The sequence below is a fragment of the Cupriavidus sp. NPDC089707 genome, from assembly GCF_044748965.1.
Taxonomy (GTDB): domain Bacteria; phylum Pseudomonadota; class Gammaproteobacteria; order Burkholderiales; family Burkholderiaceae; genus Cupriavidus.
In genome coordinates this window covers 220,288-235,290 of record NZ_JBIVHB010000010.1, presented here as the reverse complement: position 1 = coordinate 235,290, position 15,003 = coordinate 220,288, and the positions used below count along the sequence as shown (strand labels likewise).

Below are 15,003 nucleotides of genomic sequence, written 5' to 3'. Positions count from 1 at the left end.
GCGCCTCCGCCGTAGCAGTCGGTCTGTGCCAAGTATAGGCAACGGCGCATGGTCGATATTCGCCCAGACACCGAGCGCGACTGCGCGTTAACCCTGATTGTTGCGGGTCGTAGCGAGGCCTAGCATTTCTCTGTATTAGAGACGATGTCTCTCAAATAGAGACACAAAGCAGTCAGTCATGCTTAAGACCCTGGACGGCGCCCTGGCGTTGCTCACCCATTTCACCGCTCGCCAGCCCAGCTGGGGCGTGCGCGAACTTGCGCGCGCAAGCGGCGTGCATCACGCCGTCGTGCATCGCGTACTCGCCACGTTTGCCGCCAATGGCTTCCTGACGCAGGACAGCGTCGGCCGCTATGGGCTGGGCCTGCGCTGGTTCGAGCTGGGGCAAGTGATGCGCAAGACGTTTTCGCCGTCAGAAGTCGTCCAGCCCGCGCTGGAGACGCTGGCGCAGGAAAGCGGCGAAACCGTGTTCCTGTCCTGGCTGGACGGTCACGAAGGCCTGTGCACGGACATCGCCCAGAGCCAGCACCAGCTGCGCTTTTCGATCGAGGTGGGCCAGCGCTTCGCGCTGGACGCCGGCGCGCATGCCAAGGCGATCCTGGCATTCCAGCCGGAAGCGTTCCGGCGACAGATCGTCGGCCATGCGCCTGGATTGGCCGAGCAGCTGGCCCAGGTCCGCGCCGACGGCTTTTCCTATACCTGCGAGGAATCCGCGGCCACGGTGGCCGGGCTGGCAGTGCCGCTGCACCGCCGTGAGAGCCAGGCGGTCGTGGGGTCCCTGGCCATCGCCGGCCCGCTGCAGCGGCTGACGCGCGAGGCCGTGCCGCGGCTGCTGGAAGCGCTGCGCGCGGCAACGAAGACGATCGGCCCGGTGGCGGGCTTCATGCGATAGCGGCGCGCCCAGGTAACGCGCACACACGACACACAAAACCAGACAACACTACGGGGAGCGGTGGAAGACATGACCATGCCAACACAACTGAACGCGCCGGTGGCGGCGCAGCCCGCGACACGGTCGCGCTTTATGGAGCCTTTGCTGCTGCTGGTATCGGTGGCGCTGTCGGTATTCGGCGCCATGATCGGCATGCAGCTGATCGTGTCGCTGGGGATCTCGGCCAATACCTCGATCATCGGCGCGTTGATCGCGATCGTGTTCTCGCGCATCCCGCTGGAGATCACGCGGCGCTTCCGCGTGCTGGAGCGGCAGAACCTGGTGCAGACCGCGATCTCGTCGGCCACCTTCGGCGCCGCCAACTCGCTGATGATCCCGATCGGCGTGCCGTACGCGATGGGCATGCCCGAGCTGGCCACGCCGATGCTGATCGGCGCGGTGATCGCCATGTTTGTCGACGGGGCGATGCTGTACTTCCTGTTCGGCAGCAAGATCTTCCCTGCCACCGGCACCTGGCCGGCGGGCATCGCCACCGCCGAGGCGATCTGGGCCGGCGACCGCGGCGGCCGCAAGGCGGCGTTCCTGGGCCTGGGCATTGCCGTGGGCGTCGGCGGCGCATGGCTGGGCGTGCCGATGTCCGCGTTCGGCGCCGCGTTCCTTGGCAACCTCGCGGCGCTGACCATGTTCGGCATCGGCCTGCTGGTGCGCGGCTATTCGGTGGCGGTGACCGGCATCGATATCGCCAAGGCCTATATCCCGCATGGCCTGATGATCGGCGCGGGCATCGTCGCGCTGTTCCAGGTGGCCACGGAAATCCGCCGTGCGCGCCATGCGCCCGCGGCCGATGGGCGCACGATTGAAATCCCTGCCTCTCGCGCCAGCCGCATCCTGTCGGGCGGCTTTGTCATCTACCTGGCGATTGCGCTGCTGATCTCGCTGCTGGCCGGGCATGTGTCGGACATGTCGCTGGGCATGCTGGTCGTGTTCGTCCTGTACGCCGCCTTTGCCGCCTATGTGCATGAACTGATCGTCGGCATCGCCGCGATGCACTCGGGCTGGTTCCCGGCCTTCGCTGTGGCACTGATCACGCTGACGATCGGCATCCTGATCGGTTTCCCGCCGACGGCGCTGGCGGTGCTGGTGGGCTTCTCGGCCGCCACCGGCCCGGCCTTTGCCGACATGGGCTACGACCTCAAGACCGGCTACCTGCTGCGCGGCGAGGGCCGCGACATGGAGGCGGAGATCGCGGGCCGCAAGCAGCAGTTCCTGGCGGCGATGGTCGGCTTCGGCGTGGCTGCGGTGGTAGTGATCGTGTTCCACGGCACCTTCTTCTCGCAAGGCCTGATCCCGCCGGTGGACCGCGTCTATGCGGCATCGATCAAGGCTGGCTCATCGGCCGAGATCGCACGCAACCTTGTGATCTGGGCCATCCCCGGCGCGCTGCTGCAGTGGGTCGGCGGCTCCAAGCGCCAGCTCGGCATCCTGCTTTCGACCGGCATGCTGATCGCCTCGCCGCTGGCCGGCTGGGCGGTACTCGCGGGCCTGCTGATCCGCTTCGTGGTGCAGCGCCTGCGTGGCGACAAACACCTCGCCGAGATGAGCGCCTTTGCCGGCGGCGTGATCGCCGGCGATGCCCTCTTCAGCTTCTTCGGCTCGGTCACCAAGCTGAAGAAGTAGGCCCTGCAGCCAGTCATCCCGGGGCGCACGCGCTGCGTCCCGCCTGTCATTACCCGAGACGTTCCATGGATATCCAAGCAATCCGCGCCGACACTCCGCTGACGGCTTCCACCATCTATCTCGACACAGCCGCGGCCTCGATTCCGCCCGACGCCGTGCTCGACACCGTGCGCAGCTACCTGCTCGATACCGGCCATGTCGGCATCTACCTGCCCGCGTTCCGCAAGGAGACGTATGCACGCGTGGAAGCCGTGCGCGGCAAGCTGGCCGGCCTGCTCAACTGCGCGGCCGACGAAATCGCCTTCACCAAGAATGCCACCGAGAGCATCTCCATCGCCGCGCGCGGCATCGCCTGGCAAGCGGGCGATGAAGTGCTGGTGGCCGACACCGAGATGCTGAGCAACCTGCTGCCGTGGCGCCGGCTGGAGCAATCGCACGGCATCGTGGTGAAGATGGTGCCGGCCAATGCCGAAGGACTGCTGAGCGCAGAGGCATTCGAGACCGCGATCACGCCGCGCACGCGCCTGCTGACGTTCTCGCACCTGCCCAACTCCACTGGCGCCGTGCAGCCCGCCGCGCAGATCTGCGCCGTTGCGCGCAAGCATGGCGTGCTGTCGCTGGTCAATGCCGCACAGAGCGTGGGCATGCTGCGTTCCGATGTGGCGCAGCTGGACTGCGACTTCCTCGCCGGCTGCGGGCGCAAGGCGCTGCGCGCGACCGAGGGTTCGGGTTTCCTGTACGTGCGCCGCGCAATGATCGGGCAGGTCGAGCCGATGCTGGTGGGCTGGTGGAACGGCGCGTACGACCGCAGCACCGGCGCGCTGTCGCTGGTGGCGGGTGCGAAGCGTTTCGAGGCCGGCTGCCCGATCGTGCCGGCCATCCTCGGCATGGGCACCGCCATCGACTACGCCAGCGCCATCGGCATCGACGCCATCGAGGCGCGCGTGCGCGACCTGACCGAGTACGCAGTGGCGAAGTTCGCCGCGATTCCGGGCTTCGAGCTGTACGGTCCCACCGACGTGACCCAGCGCATCGGCATCGTGCCGTTCAACGTGCGCGGCGTGGACCCGGCGCGCATCGTGGCCGCGCTGGAAGCGCAGCAATGCATCATCGAAGCGGGCAACTTCATGGCCGATTCGATCCTGGCGCGCTATGGCGTGTCGACCATGGCGCGCGTGTCGCTGCACTACTTCAACACGCACGAAGAGATCGAACGTGTCGCCGGACTGATCCGCGCCGCCATCGCCTGAACTCAATATCGAACTGACGGAAACCAAGACATGACCCAACGCATCCTCCTGATGAGCAGCTCGCGCAAGGACAACCTCGGCTACCTGGAGCACGCCGGCGAGCAAATCCACACGCTGCTGAAGCGCGAACCGCGCAAGGTGCTGTTCGTGCCGTTCGCGGGCGTGACCTTCAGCTTCGATACCTATGAAGGCATGGTCAAGCCGGTGTTCGAGAAGCTCGGCTACGCGCTCGAGTCGATTCACCACAGCGCCGATCCGCTGCGCGCTGTACAGGAAGCGGAAGCCATCGCCGTGGGCGGCGGCAATACCTTCGCGCTGCTCAAGCGCATGTACGACGCCGGCATCGTCGACGCGATCCGTGCGAAGGTGCGCGCGGGTACGCCGTATGTTGGCTGGAGCGCCGGCAGCAACGTGGCCTGCCCGACCATCCGCACCACCAACGATATGCCGGTCGTGCAGCCGCCGTCGCTGCGCGCGCTGGGCCTGGTGCCGTTCCAGGTCAACCCGCACTTCATCAGCGGCAAGCCCGCGGGGCACAACGGCGAAAGCCGTGAAGAGCGACTGGCGGAGTTCCTGAACATCAACGCGCCGGAACAGGTGTTCGCGCTGCCGGAAGGATCGGCGCTGTATGCGGACGGCATCAACGGCACGGTGCTGGGCGAGCGGCATGCGCTGTGGTTCCCGGCGGAGGGCAAGGTCGAGACGATTCGCGAGGGTAATCCATTCCCGCTGTCGCAGATCACCGGGCCGGCCGGGATGGAGGACTGGCCGGGTTTTGCGGCTTGAGTGATGCGTTAAACGCTGAAGCACAGACTGTTGTCTCCCCTCTCCCTCCGGGAGAGGGGCGGGGGAGAGGGCGGGCGTTGCCACGAAGTGAAGCGTCACCGTGCTTGCCATGCGCCGGCCCTCTCCCCCAACCCCTCTCCCGCAAGCGGGAGAGGGGAGCAAACCGGCGGACGTATGCGTGATTAGCGACTAGCCATTTCATTTCCGGGCCAGCACGGGCCAGGACGGGCCACAACAAACACACAACCAAAACCCTGCCCCGCGAGCCGCCCAGCGCCGCCCGCGTGGCCCCTTTTTTTGCCTCAGGAGGAGAAAACACAATGAGCCAAACCCTTCGCCACGCCGTGCGCATGGCATTGCCGCTGCTGCTGGGCCTGCCGGCCGCCGCGATGGCGCAGTCCGGCGTGACGCTGTACGGCGTCATCGATACCGCGCTGACGTACCAGACCCATTCCAACCCCGCAGGCGATGCGCAGGTCGGCCTGCAGCAAGGCGGCGAAGGCTTCCTGTCGGGCAGCCGCTTCGGCCTGAAGGGAATCGAAGACCTGGGCGGCGGGGTAAAGGCCGGCTTCGTGCTGGAGAACGGGTTCCTGGCCGACACCGGCAGGTTCGACCAGCAGGGCCAGCTGTTCGGCCGCCAGGCGTACGTGAAGATCGGCAACCAGTGGGGCGAGCTGGCGCTGGGCCGGCAATACACCACCGCCAACACCATGCTGTACTACGTCGATCCGCTCGGCGTGGGCGCCGCACCGTCGAACTCGTGGATGGTGTACCTGACCGGCCAGCGCTACGACAACGCCGTCAGTTACACCGGCAACTTCGGTCCGGTGTCGCTGATCGCCGAATACGCGCTGGGCGAGACCGCGGGGAACACCCGGGCCACCTCGTCGATGTCATTCGGCCTGAAGTACGCAGCCGGCCCGATCACCGCGATCGGCGACTTCCAGCAGACCCGCGACAGCCAGAGCCGTGCCGCGAGCATCTACCTGGCGGGCCTGAAAGCCGCGGTCGGCCGGGCCAGCCTGTTCGCCAACTACATCCACAGCGACCGCGACGCCGGCTTCGACTCGTCCAAGGGCGGCACCGATACGGCCACCATCACCAGCATGTCGACCGCGGCCACGCCGACCAACCGCGCGGCGATCAACTCGGTGTTCGGCAGCAGCCGCCACGACGACTTCTTCACGCTGGGCGCGAGCTACGCCGTGACTGGCAACGTCACCCTGACCGGCAGCGTGATGCACAACCGCACGCGCGCCGACAACTTCAGCGGCAACCGCACCACCGCGTATGCCGTGGCCGACTACGCCTTCAGCAAGCGCACCGACGCTTACCTGGCACTGGCCTATGACCGCGTCCACGGCGACTGGTCGGGCCTGTTCGGCAACAACACCACCAGCTGGACCGGCGGCAGCGGCACGCCGCTGGACGGGCGCGACAGCCAGACCACGGTGATGGTCGGCCTGCGCCACCAGTTCTAACGATTCAACCGACGCCCCGCCCGCACCGCGCTGGGCGGGCACATCATCTGGAGAAAGCCATGGCCCTGCAGCAGACGCTGGTCATTCACGAAGCCCTGGACAGCCCGCACGCCAACGGTGCGGTCGTCAGCGAACTGTTCGCGCCCTACGCCGGCGCCGGCGTGACGGTGCAAGTCACCACCGTCAACAACGCACCGCCCGAGAACACGGCCAATACCACCGACTTCATCACCATCGTGATCCCTGGCACCGCCGGCAAGCGCGGCGGCGGCAAGGCGCCGACGCTGGGCGTGATCGGCCGCAACGGCGCCATCGGCGCGCGCCCTGAGCTGGTAGGCCTGGTGTCCGATGCAGACGGCCCGATCGGCTGCCTGGCGGTGGCGCTCAAGCTGGCGCAGATGAAGGCGCGCGGCGACCACGTGGCGGGCGACGTGATCGTGACCACGCATCTGTCGACCAATGTCTCGATGGTGCCGCACGATCCGGTGCCGTTCATGGGCATGCCGGTGTCCTCCGACACCATGAACGATTACCAGGTGCTGCCGGAAATGGACGCGATCCTGTCGATCGATGCGTCCAAGGGCAACAGCATCGTCAAGCATCGCGGCTTTGCGATCTCGCCGACGGCGATGCAGGGCTACATCCTGCGCGTGGCGCCGGACCTGGTGGCGACGATGGAATCGACCACCGGCTGCCCGGCGGTGACGTTCCCGATCTCGCTGCAGGACATCACGCCGTACCACAACGGCCTGTACCACTTCAACAGCATCATGCAGCCGCACGTCGCCACGCGGGCGCCGGTGGTGGGCGTGGCGGTGACCGCGCAATCGGTGGTGTCGGGCAGCGCCACCTCGGCCAACCACGAAATCGACATCGCCGAGGCGGTTCGCTTCTGCGTGGAGGTGTCCAAGCGCTTCGGCGCCGGCAAGTGCCAGTTCTTCAATGCCCCCGAGTGGGAAAAGATCCGCGCGATCTATCCGGACCTGTCGGTGTTCCAGACCTCGGGCAAGCGCTGAGGCTTGCGGCTCAGCGTGCCGTCACCTTGCCCGGATCGCGATGCGTGACGGCAGGCGGCACGGTCTCGCCGTGCCGCCGTTTCCATTCGTCGAAGCCCCCGGCGAGCGCCCAGGTCCTGGGATAGCCGGCAACGCGCAGGCGTTCGGCCAGCAGCGCCGCGGACATCTCGTTCGGGCAGGCGCAATAGACCACGATATCGGCCTCGGCGGGCGGCACGCCCAGCGCGTCGAGGCTGTCGAGCGCGCCCTGCATGTCTAGCACCATCGAGCCGGGGATGCGCTCCATCGGCATGTCGCCATGGGCGCGTACATCGATGACCACCGGCAGAGCGCCGGCCTGGCGGCGCGACTCCAGTTCATCCACGCTCATGCGCGGCACGCGCCGGGTCATACGCAGCAGCCGGAAGCGGCGCCACGAGCGCCACGCCAGGAACACCAGGAACGCCCCCACCACCGCCACCACGGCCATATGGCCATAGGTGCTGAAGCCCTCCAGGATGGCATCGATAAAGTCGCTGAACACCACGCCGATCAACAGGCCGCTGCCGGCCCACACCAGCGCACCGATCGCGTCATAGAACAAGAACACCGGCAGCGGCGTGCCGGTCATGCCGGCCATCGCGGTGGACAGCGCGCCGGCACCGGGCAGCAGCTTCGCGACCACCAGCGAGCGCGGCCCCACGCGCAAATACAGCGACTGGGTCTGGCGGATGCAGGAATCGGGCGAGATCGATACCTTGCAGATGGTGCGCAGCATCGGCTGCCCCAGCCGCCGGCCGGCGAAGTACCACCCGGTATCGGCGATCAGGCAGGCGACGATCACCGCGGCCAGCACCGCGCCGATCGACGGACCGGTCTCCTGCATGCCGAGCGCACCGGCGACGAACAGCATGGGGTACGCCGGCACCGGCAGCCCCGCTTGTTCGACCAGCACGTTCAGGAATACCAGCATCAGCCCATGGTTTTCCAGCAAGGCTTGTAACTCTCCCACCGTCTTTCCCCCTTGGTTCAGGGTGCCAGTGTGCCAGCCGGCGGCAACCGGTGCATGGACGGCTTTGCACGGGAGCATCAAAATTACTGACTGGCCGTGACTTACGTTGTCCTACAACTGTGAGGCATGCGTTCGAGCCATGTAGAGTGACGCATGACCCGCTTAGAACGACTTCTGGTACGGCTAGCCCGCCACGCCCGGTACATTCCTCCCGGTAAACCCTGCACGCCCTTCCACCCTATTGCCTTTGTCCGAGCCTTGTCATACGATGACTGATAACTCGGATGACCCGACACTAGACAGGTCGCCGCCATCACCACCCAGGGCCGCCGGCCCGATCAGGATTTCGCAATGCTCGCACCTCACGAACTCAAGCAGATCGTCTCCGAAGGCCTGCTGTCCTTTCCCATCACCGACTTCGACGCCAAGGGCGACTTCAACGCGACGTCCTATGCCGCCCGCCTGGAGTGGCTGGCCCCGTACGGCGCCACCGCGCTGTTCGCCGCCGGCGGCACCGGCGAGTTCTTCTCGCTGACCCCGGCCGACTACACCGCCGTGGTCGACACCGCGGTCAAGACCTGCGCCGGCAAGGTGCCCATCCTGGCCGGCGCCGGCGGCCCGACCCGCACCGCCATCGCCTATGCGCAGGAAGCCCAGCGCCTTGGCGCCGCCGGCGTGCTGCTGCTGCCGCATTACCTGACTGAAGCCAGCCAGGACGGCATCGCCGCCCACGTGGAAGAGGTCTGCAAGTCGGTCGACATCGGCGTGATCGTCTACAACCGCGCCAACTCCAGGCTGAGCGCCGACCAGCTGGCCCGCCTGGCTGACCGTTGTCCCAACCTGATTGGTTTCAAGGACGGCGTGGGCGACATCGAGGCCATGGTCAGCATCCGCCGCAAGCTGGGTGACCGCTTCTCCTACCTGGGCGGCCTGCCCACTGCCGAGGTCTACGCCGCCGCCTACAAGGCGCTGGGCGTGCCGGTGTACTCGTCGGCGGTGTTCAACTTCATCCCGAAGACCGCGATGGATTTCTACCGCGCCATCGCCGCGGACGACCAGGAGACCGTGGGCCGCCTGATCGACAACTTCTTCCTGCCGTACCTGGCCATCCGCAACCGCAAGGCCGGCTACGCCGTGAGCATCGTCAAGGCCGGTGCCCGCATCGTTGGCCGTGACGGCGGCCCAGTGCGCGCACCGCTGACCGACCTGACCGGCGAAGAGATGGAAATGCTGGGCACGCTGATCAACAAGCTCGGCCCGCAGTAATCCGTCCTGCCATGCACAGCGACAGGCCGGCCGCGGGGCACTTTGCCCTCCGGCCGGCTTGTCCTCTTCTGCCACACTCAAACGCTGACTAGGAACCCTTCCATGCACATCACCGGCGACATGCTGATCGGCGCGCAAGCCGTGCGCGGCGACCAATCGACGCTGCAGGCTATCAACCCCTCCACGGGTGAAGTCCTAGGCCCCGACTTCCACGGCGGCGGCCAGGCCGACGTCGAGCGCGCCTGCGCGCTGGCCGAAACGGCCTTCGACACCTATCGCAATACCTCGTCCGAGCAGCGCGCGGCTTTCCTGGAAGCGATCGCCGCCGGCATCGAGGCGCTGGGCGACACGCTGATCGAGCGCGCGCACCAGGAAAGCGGCCTGCCGATCGCGCGCCTGCAGGGCGAGCGCGGCCGCACGGCGGGCCAGTTGCGCCTGTTCGCGACTGTGCTGCGCGAAGGCCGCTGGCAAGAGGCGACTTTCGACGCCGCGCTGCCCGAGCGCACCCCGCCGCGCCCCGACCTGCGCATGCAACGCATCGCCATCGGCCCGGTGGCGGTGTTCGGCGCGAGCAACTTCCCGCTGGCCTTCTCGGTCGCGGGCGGCGACACCGCCTCGGCGCTGGCCGCCGGTTGCCCGGTGGTGGTCAAGGCGCACTCTGCGCACCTGGGCACGTCCGAACTGGTCGGCCGCGTGATCCAGAAAGCCGTGCAGGACGCCGGCCTGCCGGAGGGCGTGTTCTCGCTGCTGGTGGGCGCGGGCAATGTCGTTGGCACGGCGCTGGTGTCGCATCCGGCAATCCAGGCGGTTGGCTTCACCGGTTCGCGCTCAGGTGGCTTAGCGCTGATGCAGGCAGCCAACGCTCGTCCGCAGCCAATTCCCGTGTACGCCGAGATGAGCAGCATCAACCCGGTGTTCCTGCTGCCCGCCGCACTGCAGGCGCGCGGCGCCGAGATCGGCCGCCAGCTGGTCGATTCGCTGGTGCTGGGCGTGGGACAGTTCTGCACCAACCCTGGCCTGGTGATTGGCATCGATGGCCCGGCGCTTGACCAGTTCCGTACCGCGGCACTCGACGCGCTGGGCGGCAAGCCGGCAGCGACCATGCTGACGCCGGGCATCCATGCCGCGTATGAAAAAGGCGTGGCGCAGTTGTCGTCGCTGGATGGCCTGCAGCGCATCGGCGACGGCGTTGCCGCCACGGGTGTCAACCAGGCCCGTCCGGTGATATTCGAAACCACCGCCGCGCAGTTCCTGGCCGACCACCGCATGCAGGCCGAAGTGTTCGGGCCGTCGACCGTGCTGGTGGTGTGCCGCGACCAGGAAGAAATGCTCGCGCTGGCGCGCGAGCTCGAAGGCCAGCTCACCGCCACCATGCAGCTCGACGATGCCGACCATGAGGCCGCACGCAGGCTGCTGCCGGTGCTGGAGCGCAAGGCCGGGCGCGTGCTATGCAACGGCTATCCGACCGGGGTGGAAGTGGCTTATGCCATGGTGCATGGCGGGCCATTCCCGGCGACGTCGGACGTGCGCTCGACTTCGGTCGGCGCCACGGCGATCGATCGTTTCTTGCGGCCGGTCTGCTACCAGAACCTGCCGCAGGGATTGCTGCCGGCGGCACTGCAGGGATAAGCGCAGCCGCTTGCAGTGGCTGGCCCCGCCTTGTGCGGACCAGATTGCTGACAAAGGGAAAATGCCAGGCTGTTTGCTCCCCTCTCCCGCTTGCGGGAGAGGGGCTGGGGGAGAGGGCTGGCGCATGGCAAGCACAGTGGCGCCTCACTTCGTGGCAGCTCCTGCCCTCTCCCCTGCCCCTCTCCCAAAAATGGGAGAGGGGAGACAACATTCGCAGACGTTGACTTTGTCAGCAACCAAGCCCCGCCTCGTGCGGGCTTTTTGCTTTGAATCGCCCGCGCAAGGACAAACGGCCCGCGTTCAACACGCGGGCCAGCGCCCCTGCGGGTGTCGGGGGCGAAGATCCCTGCGAATCAAGCCTCCAGCTTGATCCCCGCCTGCTTCACCACGCCCGCCCAGCGCGCCTGCTCGGCAACGAAGAACTTGCCGGTCTCGGCCGGCGTCATCGTCACCACTTCAGCCCCCTGCGCCACCAGTTGCGAACGCAGGTCCGGCGCGCGGATGATCTTGATCAGCTCGGCGTTGATCCGCGTCACCAGCGCATCGGGCATGCTGGCCGGCGCCATCACGCCCTGCCACGTGCCCGACTCAAAGTTGGGCACGCCCTGCTCGGCAATGGTCGGCACGTTCTGCAGCAGCGGCATACGGGTGCGCTTGGACTGGGCGATCAGCTTGAGCTTGCCCGACTGCACATGCGGCAGCGTGGCCAGCATGCCGTTCATCAGCACCTGCGCGCTGCCGCCGACGGTATCGGCGATCGCCTGCGAACCGCCCTTGTACGGAACGTATTGCCACTTCGCGCCGGTGGCCTGCTCCACCGCCACGCCGGCCAGGTGCGGCGCGCTGCCAATCGCGGTCACGGCAAAGTTCAGCTGGCTGCGCTTGGACAGCTCGACCAGTTCCTTCACGCTGCTGACCTGCACCGACGGATGCACCACCAGCAGGTGCGGCGAGTACGCCAGCATCGTCACCGGCTTCAGGTCCTTGGCGATATTGAAGGTCAGTTTGGTATAGACGGAGGGGCTGATCGCCAGCGCGCCGATATCGCACAGCATCAGCGTGTGGTTGTCGGTGGCCTGCGCGACCAGTGCCGCGCCGACGTTGCCGTTGGCGCCGGGCTTGTTGTCGACCACCACGGACTGGCCCAGCGCCTCGCCCAGCTGCTTGCTGATCAGCCGCGCGATGATGTCGGACGAACCGCCGGCGGTGTATGGCACCACCAGGCGGATCGGGCGCGTCGGCCAGGCGGGCTGCGCGGCATGGGCAACGTTCGCGCCGGTGGCCAGGCCGGCCAGCGGGCCGGCGGCAATGCCCGCGGCCAGCGCGGATGTGTGCTTGAGGAAAGTGCGGCGTCCCTGGGTCATGTTGTGTCTCCGTTGTTGTTGCAATGCGCCGGCACGGCACGGTGATCGTGCGGCGGCCGGCGCTATCGGTGTGTTGGTCAGGTAGAGTCGGTGCCTTGTTGCGCTCAGTCGAGCACGATGCGGCCCTTCTCGATCACGGTCTTCCAGCGCTGCAGTTCCTGCGCTTCAAACTGGCTGAACTGCTCGGGTGTGTTCGCGACCACCTCGAAGCCGTTCTCCGACAACTTCTGGCGCATCTTGGGATCGTTCAGCGCACCGACCAGCGCGCCATGCAGGCGCGTCTTCACATCGGCGGGCAGACCGCGCGGCGCGGCCACGCCCTGCCAGGAATAGACCTCGACTTCCTTGACCCCGGCCTCGGCCATGGTCGGCACGTTGGGCAGCACGGCCGAGCGCTTGTCCGCCGTTACCGCCAGCGCCTTGAGCTTGCCGGTGCGGATGTGCTGCAGCACCGCGTTGATGTTCTGGAACGACACATCTACCTGGCCGGCGAGCAGGTCGGAGATGGCCGGCGCGCCGCCCTTGTACGGCACGTGCAGGCCGTCGGTGCCGGTCTTCTGCCAGAACAGCGCCGCGGTCAGGTGGTCGGACGAACCCGCACCGGACGAGGCAAAGCTGACCTTGTCCGGGTTCTTTTTCATGTGCGCCACCAGTTCCTGCACGTTCTTCGCCGGAAATTGCGGATTGGCAACCAGTACATTGGGCGCGCGCACCGCCACCGTCAGCAGGTCAAAGTCCTTGACCGGGTCGTAGCCCAGGTTCTTCTGCAGGAACGGATTGACGGCAAAGACGCCGATCGACGCCACCAGCATGGTGTAGCCGTCCGCCGGCGCGCGCTTGACGAAGGTCGCGCCGATGGCGCCCGTCGCGCCGGGCTTGTTGTCGACCACGAACGGCTGGCCCAGCTTCTCATTGAGCGGCGCCGTCAGCATGCGCGCGATGGTGTCGGTTGAACCGCCCGCGGGGAACGGCACCACCACCGAGACCGGGCGTTGCGGCCAGTCTTGCGCAGCCTGGGCGTTGCCCGCCGCCAGCGCGGCCAGCGCCGCGACCGTCAGCACCGAGCCTACGGCAACCGCGCGCAGCCAGTCTTGCGGGCGCAGCGCGCCCGTGCGTTGGAAGGGATACATCGTTGTCTCCTGCTATGTCTTTATGTCTTGTCGATACCGGCGCGCCGCCGTCGCGGCGGCACGCCGTGCATGTCGGACCGGACTGGTGTCCGGATCAGCGCACCATGCAGGGCGCCTTGTTGTTGAACTGCCAGCCGGGAATCAGGAACTGCATGGCGATGGCATCGTCGCGCGCGCCCAGGCCCTTGCTCTGGTACAAGGCGTGGGCGCGGCCCAGCGCGTCCATGTCGAGTTCCACGCCCAATCCCGGCGTCTTCGGCACCTGTACCAGGCCGTTCTCGATCTTCAGCGGCGACTTGGTCAGGTTCTCGCCGTCCTGCCAGATCCAGTGCGTGTCGATGGCGGTGACGCGGCCCGGCGCGGCGGCGGCCACGTGGGTGAACATCGCCAGCGAGATGTCGAAGTGGTTGTTCGAGTGCGAGCCCCAGGTCAGGCCCCATTCGGCGCACATCTGCGCCACGCGCACTGAACCCTGCATGGTCCAGAAGTGCGGATCGGCCAGCGGGATGTCGACCGACTGCAGGCGCACCGCATGGCCCATCTGGCGCCAGTCGGTCGCGATCATGTTCGTTGCCGTGGGCAGGCCGGTGGCGATACGGAACTCGGCCATCACTTCGCGGCCGGAATAGCCGTCCTCGGCACCGCACGGGTCTTCCGCATAGGCCAGCACGCCGCGCTTGTCGCGGCACAGGCGCACGGCTTCGGCCAGCGACCAGGCGCCGTTGGGGTCGAGCGTGATGCGCGCCTTGGGGAAGCGTTCGGCCAGCGCCAGGATCGCCTGCATTTCTTCTTCGCCGCGCAGCACGCCGCCCTTGAGCTTGAAGTCGTTGAAGCCATAGCGTTCGTACGCGGCCTCGGCCAGGCGGACAACCCCCTCGGGCGTCATTGCGACTTCATTGCGCAGGCGGAACCAGGCGTTGTCGGCATCGGTTTCGGTGCGGTAGTCCAGCGTGGTGCGCTGGCGGTCGCCGACATAGAACAGGTAGCCCAGCATCTCTACGGCGTCGCGCTGCTGGCCTTCGCCCAGCAGTGCCGCCACCGGCACCTCCAGGTGCTGGCCGAGCAGGTCGAGCAGCGCCGACTCCAGCGCAGTGACGGCGTGGATGGTGATGCGCAAATCAAAGGTCTGCAGGCCGCGGCCGCCGGCGTCGCGGCTGGCGAAGGTGGCGCGCACGCGGTTCAGGATGGCCTGGTATTGACCGATGGGCTGCCCGACCAGCAGCGGGCGGGCATCTTCCAGCGTCTGCCGGATGCCTTCGCCGCCCGGCACTTCGCCCACGCCGGTGTGGCCGGCGCTGTCGCGCAGGATCACGATATTGCGCGTGAAGTACGGGCCATGGGCGCCGGACAGGTTCATCAGCATGCTGTCGTGCCCGGCCACGGGCACCACGGTGAGTTCGGTCACCACGGGGGTCTGGCCGGCACCGGCGTACGTGGCGGGGGCCGCGGAAGTGGCGGAATGGGTCATTCGGGTCTGGTCTCCGGCATTGCTATGTTATCGGTCATCGTATGACTGATAAC

The 15,003-nt window shown here is 67.2% G+C and carries 12 protein-coding genes; 8 read left to right on the top strand and 4 right to left on the bottom strand.

Features of this window, described 5'->3' with window-relative positions; all coding sequences use genetic code 11:
- Positions 1 to 178 precede the first annotated feature (178 nt).
- The 6 genes from ACIP1U_RS18425 to ACIP1U_RS18400 all read left to right on the top strand — a co-directional run bounded on the left by ACIP1U_RS18425 (position 179) and on the right by ACIP1U_RS18400 (position 7,102).
- Complete coding sequence (locus ACIP1U_RS18425; protein ID WP_400317501.1) at positions 179 to 892, top strand: IclR family transcriptional regulator; 714 nt, start codon at positions 179 to 181, stop codon at positions 890 to 892.
- Positions 893 to 961: 69 nt separating this feature from the next.
- Positions 962 to 2,569 (top strand): OPT/YSL family transporter, encoded by a 1,608-nt coding sequence (locus ACIP1U_RS18420; RefSeq protein ID WP_400317499.1) that lies wholly within the window; start codon positions 962 to 964, stop codon positions 2,567 to 2,569.
- A 65-nt stretch (positions 2,570 to 2,634) separates the two neighbouring features.
- Positions 2,635 to 3,819: an aminotransferase class V-fold PLP-dependent enzyme gene (locus ACIP1U_RS18415; RefSeq protein ID WP_400317496.1), complete on the top strand. Its 1,185-nt coding sequence runs from the start codon at positions 2,635 to 2,637 to the stop codon at positions 3,817 to 3,819.
- 30 nt (positions 3,820 to 3,849) lie between these two features.
- Positions 3,850 to 4,605 carry a dipeptidase PepE gene (pepE, locus tag ACIP1U_RS18410; protein WP_400317493.1) on the top strand — a complete coding sequence of 252 codons (756 nt, stop codon included), beginning with the start codon at positions 3,850 to 3,852 and terminating at the stop codon, positions 4,603 to 4,605.
- Between the two features lie 320 nt (positions 4,606 to 4,925).
- Positions 4,926 to 6,086 carry a porin gene (locus ACIP1U_RS18405; protein ID WP_400317491.1) on the top strand — a complete coding sequence of 387 codons (1,161 nt, stop codon included), beginning with the start codon at positions 4,926 to 4,928 and terminating at the stop codon, positions 6,084 to 6,086.
- A gap of 59 nt (positions 6,087 to 6,145) precedes the next feature.
- Positions 6,146 to 7,102, top strand: a complete 957-nt coding sequence (locus ACIP1U_RS18400) for a DUF1177 domain-containing protein (protein ID WP_400317488.1) — start codon at positions 6,146 to 6,148, stop codon at positions 7,100 to 7,102.
- A gap of 10 nt (positions 7,103 to 7,112) precedes the next feature.
- Here ACIP1U_RS18400 and ACIP1U_RS18395 read toward each other — a convergent pair whose 3' ends face one another.
- Positions 7,113 to 8,093 (bottom strand): DedA family protein/thiosulfate sulfurtransferase GlpE, encoded by a 981-nt coding sequence (locus ACIP1U_RS18395; protein WP_400317486.1) that lies wholly within the window; start codon positions 8,091 to 8,093, stop codon positions 7,113 to 7,115.
- Between the two features lie 351 nt (positions 8,094 to 8,444).
- On the opposite strand from ACIP1U_RS18395, the gene kdgD reads away from it, so the two are divergent.
- Positions 8,445 to 9,359 carry a 5-dehydro-4-deoxyglucarate dehydratase gene (kdgD, locus tag ACIP1U_RS18390; RefSeq protein ID WP_400317483.1) on the top strand — a complete coding sequence of 305 codons (915 nt, stop codon included), beginning with the start codon at positions 8,445 to 8,447 and terminating at the stop codon, positions 9,357 to 9,359.
- A gap of 102 nt (positions 9,360 to 9,461) precedes the next feature.
- Complete coding sequence (locus ACIP1U_RS18385; protein ID WP_400317481.1) at positions 9,462 to 10,988, top strand: aldehyde dehydrogenase (NADP(+)); 1,527 nt, start codon at positions 9,462 to 9,464, stop codon at positions 10,986 to 10,988.
- Positions 10,989 to 11,341: 353 nt separating this feature from the next.
- Here ACIP1U_RS18385 and ACIP1U_RS18380 read toward each other — a convergent pair whose 3' ends face one another.
- The 3 genes from ACIP1U_RS18380 to gudD all read right to left on the bottom strand — a co-directional run bounded on the left by ACIP1U_RS18380 (position 11,342) and on the right by gudD (position 14,950).
- The gene (locus ACIP1U_RS18380; protein ID WP_400317479.1) at positions 11,342 to 12,352 is read right to left on the bottom strand and encodes a Bug family tripartite tricarboxylate transporter substrate binding protein; all 1,011 of its coding nucleotides are present in this window, start codon (positions 12,350 to 12,352) and stop codon (positions 11,342 to 11,344) included.
- A gap of 104 nt (positions 12,353 to 12,456) precedes the next feature.
- Complete coding sequence (locus ACIP1U_RS18375; RefSeq protein ID WP_400317477.1) at positions 12,457 to 13,482, bottom strand: Bug family tripartite tricarboxylate transporter substrate binding protein; 1,026 nt, start codon at positions 13,480 to 13,482, stop codon at positions 12,457 to 12,459.
- Between the two features lie 94 nt (positions 13,483 to 13,576).
- Positions 13,577 to 14,950: a glucarate dehydratase gene (gene gudD / locus ACIP1U_RS18370; RefSeq protein ID WP_400317475.1), complete on the bottom strand. Its 1,374-nt coding sequence runs from the start codon at positions 14,948 to 14,950 to the stop codon at positions 13,577 to 13,579.
- Between the last annotated feature and the right edge of the window lie 53 nt (positions 14,951 to 15,003).